Annotated in this window: 16 protein-coding genes; 11 read left to right on the forward strand and 5 right to left on the reverse strand. The window is 70.5% G+C overall.

Annotated elements, in window-relative coordinates; all coding sequences use genetic code 11:
* From LRH25_RS19755 to LRH25_RS19775, 5 genes are all read left to right on the forward strand, one after another.
* Positions 1 to 3,777, forward strand: a 3,777-nt coding sequence (locus tag LRH25_RS19755; protein WP_231012015.1) for an RHS repeat-associated core domain-containing protein, incomplete at its 5' end; no start/stop codon positions are given.
* Positions 3,778 to 3,804: 27 nt separating this feature from the next.
* Complete coding sequence (locus LRH25_RS19760; protein ID WP_141290265.1) at positions 3,805 to 4,062, forward strand: hypothetical protein; 258 nt, start codon at positions 3,805 to 3,807, stop codon at positions 4,060 to 4,062.
* A 217-nt stretch (positions 4,063 to 4,279) separates the two neighbouring features.
* A complete protein-coding gene (locus LRH25_RS33175) occupies positions 4,280 to 11,254 on the forward strand; it encodes a hypothetical protein (protein ID WP_310742438.1) in 6,975 nt (2,324 codons plus the stop codon).
* Positions 11,255 to 11,355: 101 nt separating this feature from the next.
* Positions 11,356 to 11,988, forward strand: coding sequence for a glutathione transferase (yfcF, locus tag LRH25_RS19770; RefSeq protein ID WP_141291601.1), 633 nt, complete (start codon positions 11,356 to 11,358; stop codon positions 11,986 to 11,988).
* A 68-nt stretch (positions 11,989 to 12,056) separates the two neighbouring features.
* Positions 12,057 to 12,611, forward strand: a complete 555-nt coding sequence (locus LRH25_RS19775) for a Uma2 family endonuclease (RefSeq protein ID WP_231012016.1) — start codon at positions 12,057 to 12,059, stop codon at positions 12,609 to 12,611.
* A 32-nt stretch (positions 12,612 to 12,643) separates the two neighbouring features.
* Here the strand turns inward: LRH25_RS19775 and LRH25_RS19780 are convergent, their stop codons facing one another.
* The gene (locus tag LRH25_RS19780; protein WP_231012017.1) at positions 12,644 to 14,050 is read right to left on the reverse strand and encodes a glutamine synthetase family protein; all 1,407 of its coding nucleotides are present in this window, start codon (positions 14,048 to 14,050) and stop codon (positions 12,644 to 12,646) included.
* 269 nt (positions 14,051 to 14,319) lie between these two features.
* On the opposite strand from LRH25_RS19780, the gene LRH25_RS19785 reads away from it, so the two are divergent.
* The 5 genes from LRH25_RS19785 (at position 14,320) to LRH25_RS19805 (ending at position 19,323) form a co-directional block, all read left to right on the forward strand.
* Positions 14,320 to 16,527, forward strand: a complete 2,208-nt coding sequence (locus tag LRH25_RS19785) for a hypothetical protein (protein ID WP_231012019.1) — start codon at positions 14,320 to 14,322, stop codon at positions 16,525 to 16,527.
* A gap of 58 nt (positions 16,528 to 16,585) precedes the next feature.
* On the forward strand, positions 16,586 to 17,467 hold the full coding sequence (locus LRH25_RS19790; RefSeq protein WP_141289288.1) for a 3',5'-nucleoside bisphosphate phosphatase: 882 nt from the start codon (positions 16,586 to 16,588) through the stop codon (positions 17,465 to 17,467).
* A gap of 96 nt (positions 17,468 to 17,563) precedes the next feature.
* A complete protein-coding gene (locus LRH25_RS19795) occupies positions 17,564 to 18,187 on the forward strand; it encodes an L-threonylcarbamoyladenylate synthase (protein ID WP_141289289.1) in 624 nt (207 codons plus the stop codon).
* Positions 18,188 to 18,345: 158 nt separating this feature from the next.
* Positions 18,346 to 18,876: a hypothetical protein gene (locus LRH25_RS19800; RefSeq protein ID WP_141289290.1), complete on the forward strand. Its 531-nt coding sequence runs from the start codon at positions 18,346 to 18,348 to the stop codon at positions 18,874 to 18,876.
* A gap of 63 nt (positions 18,877 to 18,939) precedes the next feature.
* Positions 18,940 to 19,323, forward strand: a complete 384-nt coding sequence (locus LRH25_RS19805; protein ID WP_141289291.1) for a VOC family protein — start codon at positions 18,940 to 18,942, stop codon at positions 19,321 to 19,323.
* Positions 19,324 to 19,386: 63 nt separating this feature from the next.
* On the opposite strand, the gene LRH25_RS19810 is transcribed toward LRH25_RS19805, so the two are convergent.
* Together LRH25_RS19810 and plsY are read right to left on the reverse strand one after the other, a co-directional pair.
* Positions 19,387 to 19,731: a RidA family protein gene (locus LRH25_RS19810; RefSeq protein ID WP_141289292.1), complete on the reverse strand. Its 345-nt coding sequence runs from the start codon at positions 19,729 to 19,731 to the stop codon at positions 19,387 to 19,389.
* Between the two features lies 1 nt (position 19,732).
* Positions 19,733 to 20,422, reverse strand: a complete 690-nt coding sequence (gene plsY / locus LRH25_RS19815; RefSeq protein ID WP_141289293.1) for a glycerol-3-phosphate 1-O-acyltransferase PlsY — start codon at positions 20,420 to 20,422, stop codon at positions 19,733 to 19,735.
* A 238-nt stretch (positions 20,423 to 20,660) separates the two neighbouring features.
* On the opposite strand from plsY, the gene LRH25_RS19820 reads away from it, so the two are divergent.
* Positions 20,661 to 22,925: a hybrid sensor histidine kinase/response regulator gene (locus tag LRH25_RS19820; RefSeq protein WP_231012020.1), complete on the forward strand. Its 2,265-nt coding sequence runs from the start codon at positions 20,661 to 20,663 to the stop codon at positions 22,923 to 22,925.
* A gap of 59 nt (positions 22,926 to 22,984) precedes the next feature.
* Here LRH25_RS19820 and LRH25_RS19825 read toward each other — a convergent pair whose 3' ends face one another.
* Together LRH25_RS19825 and LRH25_RS19830 are read right to left on the reverse strand one after the other, a co-directional pair.
* On the reverse strand, positions 22,985 to 23,821 hold the full coding sequence (locus LRH25_RS19825; protein WP_141290159.1) for a substrate-binding periplasmic protein: 837 nt from the start codon (positions 23,819 to 23,821) through the stop codon (positions 22,985 to 22,987).
* Positions 23,822 to 23,887: 66 nt separating this feature from the next.
* Positions 23,888 to 24,376, reverse strand: coding sequence for an aminoacyl-tRNA deacylase (locus LRH25_RS19830; RefSeq protein WP_141290160.1), 489 nt, complete (start codon positions 24,374 to 24,376; stop codon positions 23,888 to 23,890).
* Positions 24,377 to 24,475 lie beyond the last annotated feature (99 nt).

Here is a 24,475-nt window from a genome sequence, read left to right on the forward strand (position 1 = left end):
GGCTGGCGGCCGGTGACGGTGGCCGAGGCCGCGCAGGTGCGGGGCATGGGCTACACCAACTCGGGCGATCCCAACGCCACGCGGCCGGACGACCCGAAGGAGAAGCCGCCTTGCGGCAATGCCGGCATGTGCGGCTACAACGCGCATTCGATGAACGTCAGCCTGAACCTGACGGACACGCCGGTGGGCTACCGGCCGGCGGTCGGCCCGGATGTCTTCTTCCAGCTGACCTACAACCAGCGCGAGGCTCGCCAGCCGACGCTGCCGACCTTCGGCAACCTGGGCCCGAAGTGGACCCACAACTGGCTGGCCTACGTGGTGGACGTGCCAGGGCGCCCGGGGGTCAACACGATGAGTTATGTGCGCGGGGGCGGCGCCTATGACGAGACGGGTTATTCGGCCAACACCGGCAAGTTCGCCCACGAGCCGGCGGGCTATTCGCTGCTGCGCATGGTCTCGGCCAGCCCGGTGCGCTACGAGCGCAGCTTCAAGGACGGCAGCGTGGAGGTATATGCCAGCCCGGATGGGGCGACCGTCTACCCGCGCCGGGTGTTCCTGACGCAGGTGCTGGACCCGCAGGGCAATGCGGTCACGCTGACCTATGACGGCAGCATGCGGGTCACCAGGCTGACCGATGCGGTGGGCCGCATCACCAAGCTGGCCTATGGCAATGCGAGCTTCCCGCTGCAGGTGACCAAGGTCACCGATCCGTTCAACCGCTTTGCGGCCATCGTCTACGACGCTTCGGGCCGGCTGCAGAAGATCACCGACGTGCTGGGCCTGGCCTCGACGATGACCTATGACGCGGGCAGCTTCATCACGCAGCTGACGACGCCTTACGGTGCCAGCACCTTCACGGCCTCCGAGAGCGGGCCGGACCGGGTGCTGGAGATGACGGACCCGCTGGGCTACACCGAGCGGGTGGAGTCCAAGCAGTCGGCGCCTGGCATGCCGTATTCGGACCCACGCGGCATGCCCGCGGGCATGGACAACGACAACCAGTACCTGTACTACCGCAACACCTTCTACTGGGACAAGCACGCCTACCAGCTGGCCGCCGGTGACTACACCCAGGCCAGGGTGCAGCACTGGTACCACGACATGGTGAATTTCAGCTATTCGTCCAGCGCGATGGCGTCCACCGTCAACCCGCTGGAAGGCCGGCTGTGGTTCCGCACGCCCAACGACAGCGGGCTGACCTCGGGCACCTACAACCAGCCCTGGCAGATCGGCCGGGTGCTGGACGATGGCAGCACGCAGCTGACGACCCTCCTCTACAACCAGACCGGCAACCCGGCCTCGGTGACCGATCCTGAAGGGCGCTACACCCAGTACACCTACGGCAATGGCAACGGCATCGACGTGACCCGGGTGCGGGTGCGCGACAAGAACGGCAACTACTACGTCACGGCGCAGGCGACCTTCAACACGCGGCACCTGCCGCTGACCACCACCGACGCAGCGGGCCAGGTCACGACGTACACCTACAACCCGGCCGGGCAGTTGCTCACCAAGACCAACCCGCTGGGCCAGGTCTGGACTTACCAGTACGACGCGCTGGGGCAGTTGACCAGCATCACGCTGCCAAATGCCGTCGCTGGCGTCACGCTGACCTACGACGGCTTCGGCCGGGTGGCCTCCCGCACCGACTCCGAAGGCCACGTCATCGGCTACAGCTATGACGCGCTGGACCGCATGCTCAGCGCCACCTACCCGGACGGCAGCAGCGAACAGTACGCCTACGACAAGCTGGACCTCGGCAGCTACACCGACCGCCTGGGCCGCGTGACCAGCTACGGCCACGACGCCAACCGCGCGCTCAGCAGCGTCACCGATCCGCTGCTGCACACCGTTTCCATCGGCCGCTACCGCAATGGCGAGTTGCAGACGCTGACCGATGCCAAGGGCAATGTCACCACCTGGCAGCGCGACCTTCAAGGCCGCGTCACCAGCAAGACCTTTGCCGACGGCAGTGTCGACACCTTCAACTGGGAGACTTACGGCGCACGCATGAAGTCGCGGGTGGACGCGACCGGCCGCACCCAGACGCTGACCTACCGCAAGGACGACCGCATCGCCAGCGTCGCTTACAGCGGCGGCAGCGTTGCCACGGCCACGGTCAAGTTCAGCTACGACACGGTGTTCCCGCGTGTGAAGTCCATGAGCGACGGCACTGGCACGACCCAGTACCAGTACGGCGCCGTGGGCAGCCTGGGCGCACTGCAACTGACGGGTGAAGACGGGCCCTACGCCAACGACGACATCGCCTACGCCTACGATGAACTCGGCCGGGTGAAGCAGCGCACGGTAGCGGGCAATGCCGAGAGCATCGTCTTCGACGCGCTGGGCCGCGTGAGCAGCGGCCAGAACGCGCTGGGCGCACTGGCCTACAGCTACCTGGGCAACACCTTCGCACCGCTGACCGTGGCCGTGGGCACCAAGGCCAAGACCACCTTCGGCTACGAGAACAACACGCTGGACCGGCGGCTGAGCAGCATCGCCGGCCTGGGCACGCGCAGCTTCCAGTACACCAGCAACGCCCAGGCCCTCGTCACCGCCATCGCCGACACCACGATTGCCGGCGCGGCACGCGGCTGGACCCCAGCCTACGACGCCGCGGACCGGCTCACCGCCATGTCGGTTTCCCCTGGCGATGCATTTGCCTACGCCTACGACGCGGCCGACAACCTGACCAGCCTGACCCTGCCCGGCGGCACCACCTCCACCGCCACCTTCGGCGTCAACAACCAGTTGCTGAAGCTGGCCGGCGCCAATGTGACGCACGACAGCGCCGGCAACATCACCGACGACGGCAAGCGCACCTACACCTGGGACGGCGCCGGCCGACTGGCCACCATCCTCTACAAGAACAACGCGGCGCTGAAGAGCGAATTCCGCTACGACGGCATGGGCCGCCGGGTGGCGATGCTGGAGACCAATGGCAGCACCGTCACCGAGACCCGCTTCCTGTGGTGCGGCATGGTGCTGTGCCAGGCCCGCGACGGCAGCGACGCGGTGACCCGGCGCTACTTTGCCGAAGGCGAATTCCGCCCGGCGAACTCGGCCAAGTATTACTACAACCGCGACAAGCTGGGCTCGGTGCGCAACGTGACCAACGTCGCCAGCGGTGCCGTGCAGGGCTCGCTGGACTACGACGCCTACGGCAACTCGGTGGCCACCGGCGGCACGCCGACCTCCACCGACTTCCGCTACGCCGGCATGTTCTATCACGCCACCAGCGGCCTCTACCTCACGCCTTTCCGGGCCTACAACCCGGCGGCCGGCCGCTGGCTCTCACGGGACCCGATTGCCGAAAACGGTGGCGTGAACCTGTACAGCTACGTCAAGGGCAACCCGGCTTCGCAGATCGACCCGCTGGGCCTGTGGACCATCAACATCGGCATCTCCGGCAGCGTCAACATCCCGCTGATCGGCCCGGTGGGCATTGGCGGCGGCGGTTTTGCCGGCATTGCCTTCGACGGCACCAACTGGGGCTTCTACGGCGGTGGTGGCGGTGGCGTGGGCGCTGGGGCCGGCGGCTCGATCGGCATCCAGTTCGGCGGCTCGAATGCCAAGACGATCTGCGACCTGGCCGGCCCGTTCGCCTCGGTCAGCGGCTCCGGCGGCGAAGGTGTCATCGGCGGTGCCGAGGGCTACTACGGCCAGGGCTCCGACGGCAGCAACATCTACGGCGGCAACGGCTTCATTGGCGTGGGCGGCGGCACCCCTGTCTCAGGCACCGCCGGCGCCACCTACACCTGGGTGCACCCCTTCTGAACAATGCCTGCCGACACAAGGATGCCGATGCTCAGATCCCTGAAAATCATCTGCGGCCTGCTGGCGCTGGGCTTGTGGTGCTGTTCCTTCTTCGTCTGGCAGCGCTACGCCTCGACCGGCGCCGCCTCGCCACCGCCCGGCGAACCCTCGTACCCGCTGAACACCCACGGCGCAGTGGTCTACCTCACGGCCGGCGAGCACTTGCTGCTGTACGGCCTGATCACGGCCGGCGCGGTGCTGTTCGTGCTGGCCGCCGGCCTGTACTTCTTCGGGGACAGGAAATAAGCCGCGGCGCGCCAACCCAGCTGCGGCAAGCCCGTGGCCACCCTGCAGGCTCATGGCCGCATCGGCCTGCATGCGCCCGTTCGTGCGCGCCTTCCCATTCGTGCGCGCCTTCGCGCGCCTCTTCATTCAATCAAACGCTGCCGCCAGGCCCGGCCACCGCATCGGGTGGCCGGGCTTCGCCGCGGCCCCAGTGCCCCACTCCCTCCTGGAGCGATTCATGCAAGCTTTCTCCGACACCTCCCGCGCCAGCAACCCGCAGCGCCGTCCGCAAAGCCTGAAGCTGGGCGCACTGGCGCATGCCATCCAGGCCTGGCGTGCGGGGAACTCGACGCGGTTGGCCGAGGCCGGCACCTGGTCGGCCATCGGCGCACTGCTGGTGCCGCTGGCCATCGGCATCGCGCTGCAACCTGCGGCCGCCACCACCGTGACCACGACCGGCTCCAACGGCACCACCGGCACGGCCGGCACCGACCCTGGCGGTGACGGCGGCGTTGGCGGCAACGGCCAGGCGGCCAATGCCACCAACCCGGCCAACGGCGACAACAGCAACACCTCGACCGCCACCGGCGGCACTGGCGGCACCGGCGGCAATGGCGGTGCGGGTTCCGCCGGCGTGCCGGGTGGCAATGCCGGCAAGGGCGGCGCAGGCGGCGCGGCCACCGCGGTTGCCAACACCACGCCGGCCACCGGCAACGCAGCGGCCATCAGCCGCGCCTATGGCGGCCAGGGCGGTACGCCGGGCACACCAGGCTCGAACGGTGGCGTGGGCGGCGGCCTGGGCGCGGCCGGCGGCAAAGGCGGCGCGGCCACCGCTTCGGCCAGCGCCACCGGCATCGGCAGCGCCACCGCTTCGGCCGATGCGCAAAGCCTTGGTGGCAACGGCGGCGCGGCCTCACGTGGCAAGGCAGGCGACGGCGCCACCGCCACCGCCAGCGCCGTGGCCCAGTCAGCCAGCGGCGATGCTGCGGCGCTCGCCGCCGCCACCGGCGGCTCCGGCGGCACCGGCAACACCAACTCCGACGGCGGCAATGGCGCCGCCACCACGCTGACCAATGCCGTCAGCGGCAGCACCACCGGCAACCTCAGCCTGACCCAGAACGCCACCGGCGGCTCGGGCGGCTTCTCGTATGGCGACAGCGGCGGCAACGGCGGCGCAGCCAGCAGCTCGCTCACCGTCAACGACACCACGGCCAACGCGCTCACGGTGAGCCTCAACGCCACCGGCGGCAACGGCGGCGGCACCTCCGGCGGCACGGCGGGCAGCGCCGGCGCCGGCACGGCCACCGCCAACATCACGGCCAAGGGCGGCCTGACGCTGAACGTGCTCGCCGCAGGCGGCGTGGGCGGCGTGGGCCAGGCCAACGTCGACGCCACCAACGGCGCCAATGCCACCGCCTCGGCCACCGGCACTGCCAAGGGCGCGTCCAACCTGTCGATTCTTTCGCGGGCCTATGGCGGCAATGGCGGCGGCACTTCGGGCAGCGGCTTCGTGCAGGTCTCGGGCGACGGCGGCACCGCAGCGGCCACCGGCATCGGCAAGTCCGGCCGCGGCAATGTCAGCGTGCAGGTGCAAGGCTTCGGCGGCACGGGCGGCGGCACCAGCGGCACGGCAGACGGCGGCGCAGGTGGCCTGGTCAACCTGGTCAACGCCACCAAGGGCACGACCAGCGGCGACATCACGCTGGTCCAGCAGGCCTACGCCGGCAATGGCGGCGGCACCGGTGGCGGGGCAGGCGGCACCGGTGGTGCGGCCACCTCGAACCTGACGGCCAGCGACAGCGCCGCCTCCAGCCTCAGCGTCACCCAGCAGGCCTACGGCGGCACCGGCGGCGCGGCCAACATCGGCTTCACGGGCGCAGGCGGCGCAGCCACGGCCAAGGGCAACTTCAATGCGGTGGGCGAACTCGGCGTGACGGTACTGGCCACTGGCGGCAATGGGGGCAACGGCAGCCTGACCGGCGGTGGCGCTGGCGGCGCCGCGCTGGCCACCAACTCGGCAACCACCGTGGACCAGCACACCGCAGGCGCCACCACCACGGCCAACGGCGGCAATGGCGGCTCGGCCGGTGGCAGCGGCAGCACCGGCGGCAACGGCGGCAATGCCAGCGCCACCGGCGCGGCCGTGTCCGACTTCGGCCCGATCAATGTCTTCACCACCTCGGCGGCCGGCTCCGGCGGCAGCGGTGCCTCCGGCGCCAGCGGTGGCAGCGCAGGCACTTCCAGCGCCACCGCCACCGGCACCAGCATGGGCAGCGACACCGTCAACGTGCGCGCCGATGCCTATGGCGGCAACGGCGGCGGCGGCAATGGCACGGACGCCACCTCGGCCGATGGCGGCAGCGCCAGCGCCACGGCCAGCGGCAGCTCCAGCGTCGGCACCGTCAACGTCACCACCCGCAGCTTTGGCGGCAGCGGTGGCGCCGGCAGTGCAGGCGTCGATGGCGGCGCAGGCGCGGCCCAGACGCTGACCAACGCCACCACCGGCAGCACCGCCGGCACGCTGAACCTTTCGCAGAGCGCCACCGGCGGCAACGGCGGCAGCAGCGACACCGCGCTGGCAGGCCTTGGCGGCAAGGGCACGTCCAACCTGACGCTGACCGACACGGCCGCCAGCAACCTCTCGGTGGCCGTGGGCGCCGCGGGCGGCGTGGGTGGCGCCACCACCTCGGGCACGGCCGGCGCGGGCGGCGCCGGTGTGGCGACGGGCAACGCCACCAGCGTCGGCAGCCTGGGGCTGAACATCAGCGCCTCGGGCGGCACTGGCGGTGCCGGCAGCGCAGCCAGCGGCGGTGCCGGCGGCAACGCCAGCAGCACTGGCCAGGGCACGACGATCAACAACCACACCGCCGGCAGCACCATCAATGCCTACGGCGGCACAGGCGGCACTGCCACCGGCGCCGGCTTCACCGCGGGCGCAGGCGGCACTGCCACCGCGATTGGCAGCGCCACCACCGGCAGCGCGGCCGCCAGCGTCGCCGCCACGGCCTACGGCGGCGCAGGCGGCACCGGCTACAGCGGGGCGGCCGGCGGCGCAGGTGCAGCGGTCACCGCCACCAATGCCGCCAGCGGCAACACCACCGGCGGCCTGACGCTGACCCAAACGGCCAATGCCGGCACCGGCGGCTATTCGTATGAAGCCGCCGCCGGCATCGCCGGCAAGGCCACCAGCAACCTGACGGTCAACGCCAGCAGCGCACAGTTCGACACCACGGTCACCGCCAATGGCGGCGGCGGCGGCTCGACCACCAGCGGCACCGCCACCGCCGGCGGTGCGGCGGTCGCCAAGGGCACGACCACCAGCCTGGGCGGACTGAACCTGAACGTCTATGGCAACGGCGGCACCGGCGGCTATGGCGGCAGCAACGCCACCGGCGCATCCGGCGGCAGCGCTTCGGCCACGGCCAGCGGCAGCAGCATCGGCATCAACACCGTCAGCGTGCTGGCGCAGGCCGTGGGCGGCGGCGGCAACTACGGCAACGGCGCGGGCAAAAAGGGCGGCGACGGCTCGTCCAGCCTGACCGCCATCGCCAGCGGCGCCTCCGGCAGCGGCACGGTCAACGTCACCAGCCGCGCCTATGCCGGCAGCGGCGGCATCGGCTACGCAGGCGCCACCGGCGGCAAGGGCGGCAGCAGCACCTTGACCGACGCGGTCAGCGGCAGCACCACCGGCACGCTGAACCTGACGCAGAACGCCTACGGCGGCAACGGCGGCGGCACCGACAGCGGCAATGCCGGCCTGGGCGGCGCCGCCAGTTCCAGCCTCACGCTGAGCGACACGGCGGCCAATGCGCTGTCGGTCAGCATCGGCGCCACGGCCGGCGCGGGTGGCAACACCGGCACCGGCAACATCGCGGCCGGCGGCGCGGCCACCGCGGCCAGCACGCTGAACAGCGTCGGCGCGCTGGGCCTGAACGTGGGCGCCACCGGTGGCACTGGCGGCTCGGGCACCGGCACCGCCAACGGCGGCCTGGGCGGCGCAGCCACCAGCAGCGGCAGCGGCACCACCACCACCAACCACAGTGCCGGCATCAGCGTTGGCGCCAGCGGCGGCACCGGCGGCTATGCCAGCGGCGCCGGCTTCACCGGCGGCAACGGCGGCACGGCGACTGCCAGCGGCTCCGGCACCAGCGGCAGCGCGCCGGTCAGCGTGGGCGTCACCGCCAGTGGCGGCTCGGGCGGAACCGGCTACAGCGGCGCGGCAGGCGGCGCAGGCGCAGCAGTCACCCAGACCAATGCCACCAGCGGCAGCACCACCGGGGCGCTGACCCTGGGCCAGACCGCCAACGGCGGCAGCGGCGGCTACTCCTACGAGGCAGCGGCCGGCGTGGCCGGCAAGGCCACCAGCAACCTCACGCTCAACAGCACCAGCAACGGCCTGTTCGACACCACGCTGCATGCCAACGGCGGCAACGGCGGCTCGACCACCAGCGGCACCTCCGCTGCCGGCGCCGCTGCGGTTGCCAAGGGCATCGCCTCCGGCCTGGGTTCGCTGAACCTCGCCGTCTATGCCAATGGCGGCGGCGGCGGCTACGGCGCCACCAATGCCAGCGGCAGCATCGGCGGCACCGCCTCGGCCACCGCCAACGGCAGCAGCGTCGGCCTGGCCACGATCAACGTGCTGGCGCAAGCCACCTCGGGCGGCGGCGGCTCCGGCAACGGCGCCGGCAAGAAGGCGGGCGACGGTGCCTCGGGTGCCGTATCGGTGGCCAGCGGCGCGTCCGGCGGCGGCAGCGTCACGGTGACCAACCGGGCGTATGCCGGCAGTGGCGGCATTGGCTACGCAGGCGCCAACAGCGGCAAGGGCGGCAGCACCACGTTGACCGATGCCACCACCGGCAGCACCAGCGGCGCCCTGAGCCTGACGCAGAACGCCTACGCCGGCAACGGCGGCAATGTCGACACTGGCGTGGCCGGCGCAGGCGGCGCGGCCACCAGCAGCCAGACGGTCAATGACACGACGGCCAGCAGCCTGACGGTCAGCACCAGCGCGATCGCGGCAGCAGGCGGCAGCGCCTCGTCCGGCACCGCTGCGATCGGCGGCGTGGCCACCGCAAGCCAGACGGTCACCGGCGTTGGCACACTGAACATCGGCACCGGCGCTTCCGGCGGCAATGGCGGCGGCGCCAATGCCGCGGCCGGCGCCAAGGGCGGCGCAGCCACCGCCACCAGCAGCGGCACCACGATCAACAACAACGGCGCCACCGTCAGCGCCTCGGCCACCGGCGGCAACGGCGGCGGTGCCGGCGGCGCCGGCAAGGTGTCCGGTGCGGGCGGCACCGGCACCTCCAGCAGCACCGCGGTCACCGGTACCGGCGGCGTGAACGTCAGCGCTGGCGCCACTGGCGGCACCGGCGGCTACGGCGGCGGCGGGGCCAGCGGCGCGGTCGGCGGCGTGGGCAGCGCCACGGCCAGCGGCACCAGCGGCGGCTCGGCCACCATGTACAGCCAGGCCACGGCCTACGGCGGACGGGGCGGCGATGGTGACGGCAGCGGCAGCACCGCAGGCAACGGCGCGGCGGCCACCGCAGTGGCCAGCGGCACCGCCGGCAACGGCACGCTGAACCTCAGCGCCGGTGCCACCGGCGGCGCTGGCGGCACCGGCTTCAATGGCGCCAAGGGCGGCGCCGGCGGCGCGGTCACCGAGACCGACGCCGTGACAGGCAGCACCAACGGCACGCTGAACCTCAGCCAGGGCGCAGCGGGCGGCGCGGGCGGCTATTCGTACACCGCCGCAGCCGGCAAGGGCGGCAACGCGACATCCACGCTGACCCTCAGCAACGCCAGCGCCAGCAGCGCCACCATCGCGCTGTCTTCCGGTGCCGGCGCGGGCGGCGGCACCAGCTCCGGCACCGGTGGTGCCGGCGGGGTGGCCAAGACGGTCGGCACGCTGACGCTGACCGGCGTTGGCGCACCGCTGACCGCCAGCACGCTGGCCAACGGCGGCGCGGGCCAGGGCACGGCAGCCGGCGGCGCGGCCACCAGCACCTTGACCGCCACTGCCACCACCTCAGTTACCGCCACCGCCACAGCCAATGGCGGCAGCGGCGCAACCGTCGGCGCAGCCACCGCCTCGGCCACCGCGAAGGAAACCCTGGCTTCGGGCTATGCCCACGCGGTCAGCAACGCCAACGCGGTGGGTGGCGTGGCCACCTCCACGGCCACCAGCCAGGGCCTGGCCGCGGCCGACCTGGACGCTGTCGCCAACGCCAATGGCGCCAGCGGCACCGCCACCGCCAACAGCACGGTGACCAATGGCGCAAAAAGCATCAGCAGCACGGCCGCGGCCGATGTCTCGGGCGCCACGGTGACCAACACCCAGTCGGCCTACCGCACCGCCGTCGGTCTGAACATGCCCAACCTCAGCGGCGGCAGCAATGGTGTGCAGTCGTTTGCCTATGCCAACGGCTCGCCCAGCGCCGCCACGCTGAACGCCCAGCTGTCCTCGCACCCCAACGTGGCGGCCTCGCTGTCCGGTGGCAGCACCACGCTCGGCCTGGGCTCGTTTGGCGCCAACTATGGCGGCGGCGCCAGCGGCACGCGCACCTACTCGTCGAGCACGACCTACGGCTTCTCGCTGTCGGACACGCGCACGCTGAGCCTGGGCCTGCTGGGCATGACCAGCTACAACGGCGGCTTCGATTCGCTGAGCTTCACGGTGAAGAGCGGTAGCACCACGCTGCTCAGCAACACCTTCACCACGCTGGCCTCGGCGCAGACCTTCTTCACCGACAGCGCCGTCAGCCTCGGCAGCTTCAATGCCGGGGCCAACAGCGTGGTGCTGAGCTTCAGCCTGACCGCCAGCGCGGCCAAGGGCACGGACATCAGCTACCTGCTGTCCTGGCTCACGCCGGCTGTCGCTGGTGCGCCGACGACCACCACGACGGCCAGGCCGACCATGGGCATCGCCTCGACTGTCACGGTGGCCAAGCCTGTGGCAACCGCAACGGTTGCTGCGGCGGCCGACGACGACGCCATGACGCTGCGCCGCGGCTTCGGCCGCGCCATCAAGCCGGGCGTGGTGAGCTCGATGACGGTCGCCAAGCCAAGCCTGGGCATGACCGGCTTGCGGCCGACGCTGGGCGGCGCCACGCTGGGCAGCACCGTGCTGCCCACCGCCGCAACCGCCAACGGCCGCGCCGGCAACATGGCACTGGACCGGGCCGACGGCCTGCTGCGCGGCCGCGGGCGCTGAAAGGCAGGCAAAGCACTGGCCGCCCGCGAGGGCTGCCGGTGCTACGCTGGCCTTCCCTCCGTTTTGACAGACGCGGCGCCCAGGGCGCCGCGCGCCATTTGATGCGCCAGCTCTACGTCGATGCCCAGTACGCCAGCCCTTACGCCATGTCGGTCTTCGTGGCCCTGCATGAAAAAGGACTGCCCTTCGAGATGCACACCGTGGACCTGGGCGCAGACGCCCACAAGGCCGCGACCTTGGCCGGCACGCTGCTGACCCAGCGCGTGCCCACGCTGATCGAGGACGATGGCTTCAACCTGGCCGAGTCCTCGGCCATCACCGAGTTCCTGGAAGACACCGCCGCAGGCCCTGCCCTCTACCCCACCTCGCCGCGGCAGCGTGCGCACGCTCGCCAGGTGCAGGCCTGGCTGCGCAGCGACCTGATGCCGATCCGCGTCGAACGCCCCACCGAAGTGATCTTCTTCGCCCAGCGCCGTGCCCCGCTGTCGGTCGAAGCCGAAGCGGCTGCGCAGAAGCTGTTCAGCGTCGCGGACACGCTGCTGCACGGCCACAGCGACGACCTGTTCGGCGAGTGGTGCCTGGCCGACCTGGACCTGGCACTGATGCTGAACCGGCTGGTAATGCACGGCGACCCGGTGCCGGCCCACCTGGCGGCCTATGCGACGCGGCAGTGGCAACGCCGCAGCGTGCGCGAGTGGCTGGCGTTGCCGCGGCCCGGGCTCAGTCTGTCTTGATGAGAGGTTCAGGGCCGCGCTATGCTGGGGCTCAGTGACTTCCAACCATGAGGGCCACGCGAATGGGCATGCCACTGCACAAGATGACGATGGCAGAGTTCCTCGCCTGGGAGGAGGAACAGCCGGAACGGCATGAGTTCTACCGAGGCGAGACCTATGCCATGGTCGGCGGAACCTTGCGCCACAACCGGGTCATCCTGAACCTGGCCAGCCGCATCGGCGACCACCTGGACGGCACGCCGTGCCAGGTCTTTGCCGAGAACGTCAAGGCAGAACTTTCCGAGGGCTTCCTGTACCCCGACGTGATGGTCACCTGCGGCAAGGCCGAGGCCGGCGACGAGCAGACCATCACCGACCCCAAGCTCGTCATCGAAGTGCTGTCGCCAAGCACCAGGGGCTACGACAAGCGGGACAAGTTCATCCTCTACCGCACACTGCCTTCACTGCGCGAGTACGTGTTGATCGACACGACCAAGCGCCAGGTGGAGGTCTTCACCCTGGCCGAGGCCGGCGCCTGGTTGCTGACCGACCAGACCGGGACCGGTGAGTTGGTGCTTGGCAGCATTGACCTCAAGCTGTCGATGGCACTGGTTTTCAAGGGCGTGGAGAGCGGCGCAGCATGAGCAGCTGAACCCGAGAACCGCGCCTCAGCCTCTCAGCCCAGTTCGAGCAGGTGGGTCAGGTCCCACTGCTCGCGCGGCTGGGCCAGCGCGGCGCGTTCGGCGTGTTCGTGGCGCTTGATGGCGATGAAGGCGTTAACCAGCGGGTCGCCGAGCAGTTCGCGCAGGGCCTGGCTGGCATGCAGCGCGTCCAGCGCGGTGGGCAGGCTGCGTGGCAGGCGCAGCAGCTCGTCGCTGTCATCCATCGGTGGCTCGGCCGCCTGCAGGCCCAGCAGGCCCAGGCCCAGCGTGGCGGCCACCGTCAGGTAGGGGTTGGCATCGCCACCGGGCAGGCGGTTTTCAATGCGGCGCGCGCTGGCGCCGGAGGCCGGGATGCGGAAGGCCAGCGAGCGGTCTTCATGGCCCCAGCTGGCGTGGGACGGTGAGGCATTGCTCAGCGCGATGCGGTCGTAGCCCATGTCGTGCGGCGAGAAGAAGGCCATGGCCGCAGGTGCGGCGCGCTGCAGGCCGCCCACGAAGTGCGCCAGCGCGGCGCTGTCGGCCCCGGCCGGCTCGGCGAACAGGTGCGGCCAGTCGGCCGCCTGGCGCTGCACGCTGAAGTGCCAGTGCATGCCGGTGCCAGGCTCGTCCAGGAAGGGCTTGGGCGCGAAGCTGCACAGGTAGCCATGGCGCGCGGCGATCTCACGGGCCAGGCGCTTGAAGCGGAACACCGCATCGGCCTGGGCCAGCGGCTCGCCGTGGCGGAAATTGACTTCGTATTGCGACAGCGCCGATTCGTGGGCATGGCCGTTCACCGGAATGCCCAGCAGGTCGCAGGCGGCGTACAGCTCGTCGAAATAGGCCTCGAAGTGCGACAGCCGCTCCAGCGACAAGGCCTCGCAGGCACGCTCGCGGGTCAGCGAGCCGCCATGCGCACGGGCCGCGCTGAGGCGGGCCTGCGCGTCGCGGTCCAGCAGGAACAGCTCCAGCTCCGGTGCCACCAGCGCCTGCAGGCCGGCGGCGTCCAGCCGGGCCAGCACGGCGCGCAGGGCGGCGCGGGGCGAATAGGCCGAAGCGTCCACCATGCCGGTGGCCGAGCGCAGCGCGCCGGTGGGCTCGCACAGCACTGTCAGCTCGCCGGGGCGACCCGGCCGGGCGCTGAGTGTGCGCAGGTCCGGCACCAGGTGCATGTCGTCGTAACTGTCCGGCAGCAGGGGGCCGAAGACGGCTTCCGGCTCGCCGGCGGTGAGCGTCAGCCCCATCACCACCGAGGGCGCACGGCAGCCGCCCATGCCGGTGAAGTCGTCGGCGTGCACCAGCTTGCCGCGGGCCACCGAAGTGAAGTCGCCGAATGCGCATTCGACCAGCCGCGTCGGCTTGCCGCCGCTCCTGGCGGTCTCGCAGGACTGCAGCGCGGCCTTCAGCTCGGCGGTGGACGGGGAAACAAGCGGCTCGATCTTCATGGGAACGTCAGGGAAATGGGTGTGCCTTGTGGGCGCAACCGAGCATGATAGGTGAGCCGACCTTGGTCACCCAGTCGGGTAAGCCGGGGCCAACCGCCGGGCCGGGCCCAGCCACCGATGGTCGAACAAACTTGCGCGTGGGCCACTTGCCGGCCCCAGAATCAGTCCACGTTGGGGACGGCACCGGCCACGTCGCAAGGGAGCGGCGCGGCACAGGGGGCCGCCAAAAAGCGGCGCAGCACGCCTGACGCCGCAAAGGAAGATTGACCGTGCAGGAACACACGCAAGGCAGCGCCAGCCTGGGTGCGCGCAGGCCGCCGCCGGAACAGACGCTGCGCCAGCAGGTCGCCCGCCATGAGCTGGCCTGCCGCGACAACCCGGCCGCCTTTGTGCAGGCCACCACGGCCTGGGCGCTGGGCGCCTGGCTGGCGCTTGCGCTGCCGGCCGTGCTGGCGGTGCTGGCGATGGCCGCCGCGCTGGCCGGCTGGTGGATGGACGAAGCGCTGTGGCCGCCGCTGGTCGGCCTGCTGGGCCTGCTGCTGGGCTGGACGCTGGCCAGCGCGGTGTGGCCGCAAACGCTGCCTGCCGGTGGCAAGACCTTGCCGCGCAACCAGGCGCCGCGGCTGTTTTCGCTGGTGGACCGCCTGCGCGGCGCACCGCCACCTGCACCACCTCGCCCGGCCGGCGCGCCACCCCAGCCTTTGCTGCCCCGCGCCATCGCCGCCTGGCGCCAGCACCGCAACCCGCCGCTGGCCGTGCAGCTCGACAGCAGCCTGCAGGCCGAACTGCAGGAAGCGCCGCGCCTGGGCCTGCTGGGCTGGCCGCAGCGCCGGCTGCGCCTGGGCCTGCCGCTGCTGATGGCGCTGGACGGCCCGCAGCTGGCCGGTGTGCTGGCGCGAGAATTCGCCCACCAGGGCCGCGGCGTAGAACCGCGCCTGGCCTGGATCTTCCGGCTGCACCAGCGCTGGGCCAGCCTCTCGCCGGCTCAGCGCCCCGCCCGGCTCAGTGCGCCGGGTGCGGACCTGGCCCGGCGCCTGTTCTACCGCCACCTCTACCCCGGGTTCGAAGCCCGCGCGCTGGTGCTGGCCCAGTTGCACCAGCGCGCGGCAGACGCCTGCGCGGTGCAGGTGGCCGGCGCCCAGGCCGCCTTGCAGGCACCGCTGGCGCTGGCAATCCAGCAGCGCTACCTGGACCAGGACTTCTGGCCACGCCTGTGGGAACAGGCCGCCCGCGTGCCCGAACCGGACGCCGCACCGCTGCGCGGCTTGCGCGTGCTGTTGAAGGACAGCCCGCGCCAACCGGCCGCACGCCGCTGGCTGGCCGAAGCACTGAAAGCGCTGCCCGCCCAGCGCGCGCTGGAACCCAGCCTGCGCGAGCGCGTGGCCTGGTTGCAAGGACAGACGGGCGACGAGGCCGACGCACCGGCCGCCCTGCCCGCGCCAGTCGAAGTGCCGGCCGTGCCGGCCCGCAGCGCCGCCGAGGTGCTGCTGGGCAGCGGCCTGGAGCCCTGGATCGACATGCTGGACGCCGACTGGCGACACCAGGTGACCGACGAGTGGCGCGCGCAACATGCTGCCCACCGCCGCCGTGAGCGCCTGCTGCACGAGCTGGCCGATGCCGATGCCAACGCACCGTTGCCACTGGCTGACCTGCTGCTCTGGGCCCGGCTGGCGAGACAGGTGCAAGGCCCGGGCGCCGCGCTGGCGCCACTGCGGCTGACGATGGCCCGCCACCACGCGATTGGCGAGGCCCGCTACCTGCTGGCCTGTGCGCTGCTGGACCATGGACCTGCCGTGCAGCCGCGCGGCAGGCGGCCGGACCCGACACCGAGTCAAGCCGAAGCCATCGAGCTGCTGCAAAGCCTGGCCAACGAAGGCCGCGAAAGCCTGCAGTACACGCAGGCCCTGGCGGCAGACCCCCACTGGCGGCTGCCGGCCGCGCAGCGGCTGGAAATGGTGCTGGAACAGCGCGAGGATTTCGAGGCACTGAAGCCTGTGCGCGCCCGCCTGCGCGAGCTGGCGCTGGAGGCCGAGCGGGCCGAGAAGGTGTTGCGCAGCTTCCAGGGCGAACAGCAGCTGGAAGTCGCACCCACCGGCCTGCGCAGCCGCCACACCGGCACGCTGCCCAGCACCGCGGCCCAGTTGCACACCCGCCTCAGCGCCCGCGTGCTGGCCGACACGCTGGCGCTGCTGAAGTCCGAGCCGGCCGTAGGCAAGGCCTGGCTGCTGCGCAAGACCAGCCCGCAGGTGCGCGGCTGGAGCCTGTACCTGATGGTCATCGAGCGCTCGCACGCGCTGCTGCAGCCGGACCCGGCGCAGTGGAGCCAACTGCTGGAGGCCAAGATCCAGCTGCCGCTGCCGGTGGCCGTGGTGGACCTGGCGCAGCCCTACTGGCAGGACATTGGCCGGACCGACCTGGTGCAGGCGATGCGCAGCACCGAAGGCGCGTGCATTTACACCGCCGAAGCCCCGAAATGAGCAGCCGGAATTGACCCTGACGCCGCAGACGGGCGGCGGAGTTTTTTAGAATGCTGCAGTGCACCTACTGAACGCCGACCTGCACTGCCATTCCATTTTTTCGGACGGCAGCCTCTCCCCCAGCGAACTCGCCCAGCGCGCCCACCAGGGTGGCGTGGCGCTGTGGTCCCTGACCGACCACGACGAACTCGCTGGCCAGGCCGAAGCCAGGGCCGCTGCGGAGGCCCTGGGCATGGCCTACGTCACCGGCGTCGAGATCTCGGTCACCTTTGCTGGCGAAACCGTGCACGTGCTCGGTTTCGATTTCGACGAACACCACCCCAGCCTGGTCCAGGGCCTGACCGAATTGCGTGCCGGCCGCCACCAGCGCGCCCGCGACATGGGCGAAAGCCTGGCCCGCGCCGGCATTCCGGGCGCCTACGAAGGCGCGATCAAATACGCGGCCAACCCCGAGCTGGTCTCGCGCACCCACTTCGCCCGTTTCCTGGTCGACAACGGGCATTGCAGCTCGATCCAGGAAGTTTTCTCGCGCTACCTGAAGGAAGGCAAGCCAGGCTTTGTCGAGCACCGCTGGGCGGGACTGGGCGAGGCCGTGCGCTGGGTCAAGGAAGCCGGCGGTGTGACCGCCATCGCCCATCCCGCCCGCTACCGCTTCTCGCCGACCGAGGAGTTCGCGCTGTTCGGCGAGTTCCAGGCCCATGGTGGCCGCGGCGTGGAAGTGACCTGCGGCAGCCATTTCCCGGATGAGGTCGTGAAATACGCCGACATGGCGCTGGAGTTCGACCTGCTGGCCTCGCGCGGCAGCGACTTCCACGCGCCCGGCGAGAGCCGCGTGCCACTCGGTACGCTGCCGGACCTGCCAGGCAAGGTCACGCCGATCTGGTCGCTCTGGGCGCCGCGCCTGGCAGCCCATCAAGCGGACCCGATGGCCGCGGCTTGAGTTGGCCCGGCCCGCCAGGCCACACACCCACATCGGTATGTGGATGGCATTGACGACACCGTCAAAAGGGCCGTCCGGCGCTGCGAGAATATCGGCATGGCCCAGTACTTCGAGGTCCACCCGCAGAACCCGCAGCTGCGCCTGCTGAAGCAGGCTGCTCAGCTGCTGCATGCCGGCGGCGTGGCCGCCGTGCCCACCGATTCCAGCTACGCCCTCGTCTGCCACCTGGACGACAAGGCCGCCGCCGAGCGCCTGCGCAGCATCCGCCAGGTCGACGACAGGCACCACCTGACGCTGCTCTGCCGCGACCTGTCCGAACTCGCCAATTACGCCCGCGTGGACAACCGCCAGTACCGCCTGCTGAAGCTGGCCACGCCAGGCCCGTTCACCTTCATCCTGGAAGCCACCAAGGAAGTGCCGCGCCGGGTCTCGCACCCGTCCCGCCGCACCATCGGCCTGCGCGTGCCCGAGCACACGGTGCTGCAAGCCCTGCTGGCCGAATTCGGCCAACCGCTGCTGGCCACCACCTTCATCCCGCCCGGCGAAACCGAAGCGCTGAACGAACCGGCCGAAATCCGCGCGCGCTTCGAGAAACAGCTGCAGGCGGTGGTGGACGCCGGCGCCTGCCCGCTGCAGCCAACCACGGTGATCGACCTCAGCGGCGACGAACCCGTCATCGTGCGCGAGGGGCGCGGGGACGCGGCGAAGCTGGGGTTGTAGACGCCACCCTGCCGGCCGCTGCCGCAGCATGCTTGGCGCTTGGTTGGGGTGGCGGCAGAATCCGCCGCGGCCAGTGCCTACCTTGCAACGGCCACAGTCGCTGGCCTCAGGGATTTCAGGAGGAGGCCTGCGTTGGTCAAATCCAGAAGACAGCTGCCATGCAAGAACCCCAGTTCAATCCATTTGCGCCCCCGACGATAGAGACCGAGCGCAAAACCACCGATTGCGTCCGCAAAGGCAAATCGGTCATCGTGCCGGTCGGTTTCGACCTTCCCCAACGTTGCATCATTTGCAACTCGGCCGCGCAAACGCCGGTCAAGTCGAAGAAGCTGTATTGGCACAGCCCGTGGCTGTATCTGCTGATCCCGCTGAACATCCTGATCTACTTGGTCGTCGGCTTGCTGGCCAGGAAGTCGTTTGTGGTGTCGCCTGGGCTTTGCGAGGCCCATGCCAGCCGCCGCAAGCGGCGCGTGGGGGTGGCCATGGCCATCGCGTTGGTCGCACTGTGCCTGGGCGTGGGCCTGCTCGCGCGTGGCCAGCAACTGCCTGGCATCGGCATGCTGTCTTGGGGACTGGTGAGCCTGATCGTGGCGATGTTCCTGGGCCGCAAGGTCTATCCACGCAAGATCACCAAGGAATACCTCAAGCTCGGCGGTTGCAAGGAACCCTTCCTCGCCTCGCTGGAGTAGGCGAGACGGGCCCAGCCCGCCAGTGCCACGCCCTCATCCATTCACACAGGGAAGCAAACCAACATGATCGACCACACCGGCGTCAGCGTCAGTGACTACGGCCGCAGCAAGGCGTTCTACGAGAAGGCGCTGGGCGCCATGGGTTACCAGCTGCTAGCGGAGATGCCGGCCGAGCTGGTGGGCACCCGGGTGGCGGGTTTCGGCGAGCCGCCGAAACCGGACTTCTGGATCGCCGAAGGTACGCCGAATGTGCCGGCGATCCACATTGCCTTCCGCGTGGCCTCGCGCGCCATCGTCGACGCGTTCTACCGTGAAGCGATGGCTGCGGGCGGGACCGACAACGGGCCCCCCGGCGTCCGCGCGCACTACCACCCGAACTACTACGGTGCGTTTGTGCGCGACCCGGACGGGCACAACATCGAAGCCGTCTGTCACGCGCCCGAGTGAGGCGCTGAAATGGAAAAGGCCTGGAGAACCCAGGCCTTTTTTCATGGTCGAGAGACCCGCAGCTCAGAGCGCAGCGGTCACCACGATCTCGATCTTCCACTCCGGCTTGGCCAGTGCGGCCTGCACGGTGGCACGCGGCGGCGTGTTGCCGGCGACCACCCAGGCGTCCCAGACGGCGTTCATGCCGGGGAAGTCGGCCAGGTCGGCCAGGAAGATCTGCGCGCGCAGGATCTTGGTCTTGTCGGTGCCGGCCTTCACCAGCAGCGCGTCGATGGCTGCCAGCACTTGCCGGGTCTGGCCCCCAATGTCCTGCGAGCCGTCTTCGGCCACCTGACCGGCGAGGTAGCAAACGCCGTTGTGCACGGCCATCTCGGACATGCGGGCGCCGACTTCGTAGCGTTGGATCATTTCAGTGCTTTCCTTTGGTGTGCGAGTGCGGACGAGGATGCGCGGGCTTCTTCCCGGTGGCCGCAGCAGCGGTCGCCGCGCTCGCCTTCTGGCCCAGCCTGGATTCGGTCCCGTTCATCAGTTTGCGGATGTTGGCGCCATGGCGCCAGATCAACAGCAGGCTCATCACGGTGATGGCCAGCAGCAGCGGCGAGACCTCCCAGATCAGCATCTGGTAGAACGGCGCAAAAGCTGCGGAGACGATGGCCGCCAGCGACGAATAACGCGTGAAAACCGCGACGATGACCCAGGTGCCCAGCGTTGCCAGGCCCAGCCAGGGGTTCAGCGCCATCAGCACCCCGGCCGCGGTGGCCACGCCCTTGCCACCCTGGAAGCGGAAGAACACCGGCCACAGGTGGCCGATGAAGGCCGCCAGGCCCACCAGGCCGATGGTCAGTTCGCCCCAGCCGAAGCGAGGTGCCAGCAGCATGGCCAGCACCACCGGCACATAGCCCTTGAGCGCGTCGAAGGCCAGCGTCAGCAGCGCGGCGACCTTGTTGCCGGAGCGCAGCACGTTGGTGGCACCCGGATTGCCCGAGCCGTAGGAGCGTGGATCGTCCAGCCCCATGAAGCGGCTGACGATGACTGCAAACGACAAGGAACCGATGGCATACGCCACGGCCACGGCAAGCAGGGAGGTCGCAATGTCCATCGAAGCAGGCGATGGCGAAACCGCACACCGCAATGAAATACCGGGCGTGGAGTGTAAGCTGCCCGACAGGCCGGCCTGGCTGGCGTCTGCCCTGAAGACCTGCGCCAACGCAAGCCCCGGCAATACCGAGGCACTTCCGGCGGGCGATTACCATCCAGGATTGCAGCCGCCACCGCGCCTGCACCGACCGGGCCGGCGAGCCGCGGGTGTTCGCTGAAGGTCCACACGCTTGTACAGGATGTCTTCCTCACTGGTCACGCGCATGCTGCTGGCGGTGGCCGCCGCATCGCTGCTGATCTTCCTGCTGATCGGCGGCTTCGAGCTCTGGCACGAGCGCAACCTGCTGACCCGCGAGGCCCAGGCCCGGGCCGACGCCGCGGTGGCGCTGAGCGCGGACCCGATGGCCAATGCCTTGTGGAACTACGACCTGGCGGCGCTGCAGCGCATGACGCAGGGCCTGGTGAAGGACGGCAGCATCGTGCATGCCGAGGTGCGCAACGAACGCGGCGAACTGCAGTCGCAGGCCTGGCGTGCGGGTGCGGGCCCAGGCCCGGGGCTGCGCAGCCGCGAGCTGGCACTGTCGATGCCGCTGCGCTCCCAATCCATTGGCCTGTTGACCGTGCAGGAGTCGGACGCCGACGTCAACGCCGAGATCCAGCGCCGTGCTGTCGACCGGCTGCCGCTGGAACTGCTGAAGGTGCTGGCGGTGGCGGTCAGCCTGCTGCTGCTAATGCACCGGCTGGTGATCTCACGCCTGTCGGCCCTGGTGCGGCAGCTGCGCAACCTGCGCGTTGACGACCTGCAGGCCAGGCTGCAGCCCACGCCGCAACCCGCCAACACGCGCGACGAGATCGTGGTGCTGGCGCGCGGCATCGAGCGCTACCACCATGCCCGGGTACTGGAGATGCAGCGCCGCCAGCATGCCGAGGAGCAGCTGCGCGGCAGCCTGCAGGAGCGCTCGGCCATGCTGGGCTCGCTGCGCGAAGGCCTGCTGGGCCTGGACGCACTGGGGCGGGTGCAATATGCCAACCGCGCGCTGGGCGAATTGCTGGGCCTGGACACGGCGCCCACCCGCGGCCAGGGACTGCAAGGCCTGGCGCAACTGGACAGCGGGGACGGCGCGCGCGACTTCGGCGACGCCTTGTGCGACGGCATTGCCGCAGGCCAGCCGGCCCAGCTGCGCGCCGAACTGAGCCCGCAGGTCGGGCAGCCGCGCACGGTGCAGATCCAGCTGACGCCGCTGGGCGAGACCCGCCACGGCCTGCCGCAGGGGCAGACGCCAGGCGTGGCCTGGATCGTCGTCATCGCCGACATTTCCGACGCGGTGCAGCGACGCCGCTCCGAGCAGGCCCGCATGGCCGCCGAGGCCGCCAGCCAGGCCAAGAGCGACTTCCTCTCGCGCATGAGCCACGAGCTGCGCACCCCCTTGAACGCCATCGTCGGCTTTGCCCAGTCGCTGACGCAGGACCCTGCGATCCAGGCCGACGCGCAGCGGCTCAACCAGGTGGCCCTGATCGAGCGCGCCGGCTGGCACCTGCGGGCCATGATTGCCGACGTGCTGGACCTCTCGCGCATCGAGACCGGCAGCCTGCGCATCAACCGCGGCCCGGTGGACCTGCAGGCGCTGGTGGACGACGCGATGGCCCTGGTCGCGGGCGAGGCAGCGCGCGAGCAGGTGCACTGCAGCGCCGAGGTCGACCCGCGCGCGCGCTGGGCCATGGCCGACGAGGTGCGGGTGCAGCAGGTGCTGCTGAACCTGCTGGGCAATGCAGTCAAGTACAACCGGCCCGGCGGCGACGTGGCGCTGCAGGTCAGCCCCGCGGGCGATGGCGAGGTCTGCATCGAGGTCAGCGACACCGGGCTGGGCATGGACGAGCAGCAGCAGGCCGGGCTGTTCCAGTCCTTCAACCGCCTGGGCCGCGAGCTGGGCGGCAAGCCCGGCGCCGGCATCGGCCTGGTCGTCACCCGCAGCCTGCTGGACATGATGGGCGGCCGCATCGAGGTCGACAGCGAAGCCGGCGTGGGCACCCGTTTCCGGGTGACGCTGCCGGCCGCCGCACCCACCGACGACCAGCAGCTGACCCTGCCTTTCGACAGCAGCGCCAGCACCCGCCACACCGTGGCCTACATCGAGGACGATCCGGTCAACACGCTGGTGATGAGTGCGCTGGTGGAGCAGCGCGAGGACCTGCAGTTGGTGACCTACACCAACCTCGGCGAGGGCCTGGCCGGGCTGCGCGCCCGGCGCCCGGACCTGCTGCTGCTGGACATGCAGCTGCCCGACGGCCGCGGCACCGAGCTGCTGGCCAAGCTGCAGCGCGAGCCCGCGCTGGCCACGCTGCCGGTCATCATGGTCTCGGCCGATGCGCTGGACGACAGCGTGCGCAATGCGCTGGCCGCCGGCGCGCGCGCCTACGTCACCAAGCCGCTGGCCTTCGATGAAGTGCTGCGCGAGATCGACGCCGCCCTGCAGGCCGGCAAGGCGCCGCCGCAGGCGGCCTGAAGCCAGCGGCCCGGCAGTTCAACGGTTCATCGGAAACCGCAGGGCCGTCCCAAGTTCCCTCATCCCCTTCGAGGCGCCTGACGCAAAGCGGCAGGCACGGGGGTGATCATGACCGGCTGCGCCAGGCCAGCCTGGCAAGGCACGTCGCCCAGCAGCCGCTGATAGTCGCCAGAGGCATGCAGCGCCGCCAGACCTCGGTTGAAGTCGGCCAGCAGCGCCACGCTGCCGGGCAGCTGGCGCGGCAGCATCAGGTGGGTGGTGAACTGGTTGGTGATCAGCCGCGGGTGGGCGCGGATGGTCTTGCCCTCGGCAGGCGTGAGCTGGGTGTCGATCAGGTGGCAGGCCACGTTGCGCTCCAGCAGCATCGCGTCGACCCGGCCTGCCGCCAGCTTGCGCAGGCCGGCCAGGTCGTCAGGCGTCCAGTCCACCTTCAGCGTGCCGTCATTGAAGCGGGCGATGAACTCGGGCGTGTAGGTGTAGGTGCGGATCGCCGCGAAGGTGTAGGGCGCCAGATCGGTCGGCACCTGCCAGTCCAGCTTCAGGCCGGCGCGGTACAGCACCACCCACTGCTCGGTCAGCACGTTGTCGCTGAGCAGGAAATCGCGTTCGCGGTCCGGCCGCCGGCCCCAGTAGGCCGAGCCGTCCCACAGCCCCGCCTTGGTCTCTTCCTGCGCCCGGCCCCAGGGCATGAAGCTGTAGATCACCTCATGGCCCGCGGTCTTCAGCGCCTGTCGCACGATGTTCAGCGCAATGCCCTGGTCGGCACGCGACTGCGTGGCATACGGCGGCAGCTCGCCCGTGGCAATGCGCAAGCTGCGGGCCTGCGCCAGGCCGGGCAGCGCAATGAGACATGAAAGCGAAATGAAAACCAGGCGGGCAAGGCAACGACGGCGCATGGGCCCGCAATATAGGCGCGCCCACCGGGATTGGCGAGCGCGCGCGGCGCCATTGCCCACGGCGTTTCAGATCGCGCAGCTGACCGGCTTCGCGCCCAGCGGCCCGCTCAGCACCGCGGGCGCGATGCCCACCAGGTAGCCGCGCCGGCCGCCGTTGATCAGGATGCCTGGCAGCGCCAGCACCGTGGCCTCGACATAGACCGGCATCGCCTTGCGCACGCCGAACGGCGAAGTGCCACCGACCTGGAAGCCGGTGTGGCGCTGCGCCACCTCGGGCTTGCAGGGCTCGACGCTCTTGGTGCCGATGGCCCGCGCCAGGTTCTTGGTGCTGACCTGCTTGTCGCCATGCATCAGGATGATCAGCGGCTCGGCCTTCTCGTCCTGCATCACCAGCGTCTTGATCACCGCATGCTCCGGGTGCCCGAGCTGCCTGGACGACTCGGCCGTGCCGCCGTGGTCCACGTAGTCGTAGACGTGTTCGGTGAAGGCGACGCCGTGGGCTTTCAGCCACTGGGTCGCCGGGGTTTCGCTGACGTGTTTGTCCTTCTTGGCCATGCTCGCATTGTCGCCGCCCGAGGCGGGAAAAAGATGTTTGCCGCCGGGCCGCCCCAAGGCAAACGCTCCCCCTCGGGGGGGCGACGCCGCAGGCGTCTT

The organism is Ideonella azotifigens, assembly GCF_021043325.1.
In the GTDB taxonomy this organism is placed as follows: domain Bacteria; phylum Pseudomonadota; class Gammaproteobacteria; order Burkholderiales; family Burkholderiaceae_C; genus Ideonella; species Ideonella azotifigens.

Coding starts and splice junctions, on each gene's coding strand:
- LRH25_RS19760 (WP_141290265.1), top strand. CDS start 3,805: ATGCTCAGATCCCTGAAAATCATCTGCGGCCTGCTGGCGCTGGGCTTG.
- LRH25_RS33175 (WP_310742438.1), top strand. CDS start 4,280: ATGCAAGCTTTCTCCGACACCTCCCGCGCCAGCAACCCGCAGCGCCGT.
- yfcF (WP_141291601.1), top strand. CDS start 11,356: ATGCGCCAGCTCTACGTCGATGCCCAGTACGCCAGCCCTTACGCCATG.
- LRH25_RS19775 (WP_231012016.1), top strand. CDS start 12,057: ATGCCACTGCACAAGATGACGATGGCAGAGTTCCTCGCCTGGGAGGAG.
- LRH25_RS19780 (WP_231012017.1), bottom strand. CDS start 14,050: ATGAAGATCGAGCCGCTTGTTTCCCCGTCCACCGCCGAGCTGAAGGCC.
- LRH25_RS19795 (WP_141289289.1), top strand. CDS start 17,564: ATGGCCCAGTACTTCGAGGTCCACCCGCAGAACCCGCAGCTGCGCCTG.
- LRH25_RS19800 (WP_141289290.1), top strand. CDS start 18,346: ATGCAAGAACCCCAGTTCAATCCATTTGCGCCCCCGACGATAGAGACC.
- LRH25_RS19805 (WP_141289291.1), top strand. CDS start 18,940: ATGATCGACCACACCGGCGTCAGCGTCAGTGACTACGGCCGCAGCAAG.
- LRH25_RS19810 (WP_141289292.1), bottom strand. CDS start 19,731: ATGATCCAACGCTACGAAGTCGGCGCCCGCATGTCCGAGATGGCCGTG.
- plsY (WP_141289293.1), bottom strand. CDS start 20,422: ATGGACATTGCGACCTCCCTGCTTGCCGTGGCCGTGGCGTATGCCATC.
- LRH25_RS19820 (WP_231012020.1), top strand. CDS start 20,661: ATGTCTTCCTCACTGGTCACGCGCATGCTGCTGGCGGTGGCCGCCGCA.
- LRH25_RS19825 (WP_141290159.1), bottom strand. CDS start 23,821: ATGCGCCGTCGTTGCCTTGCCCGCCTGGTTTTCATTTCGCTTTCATGT.
- LRH25_RS19830 (WP_141290160.1), bottom strand. CDS start 24,376: ATGGCCAAGAAGGACAAACACGTCAGCGAAACCCCGGCGACCCAGTGG.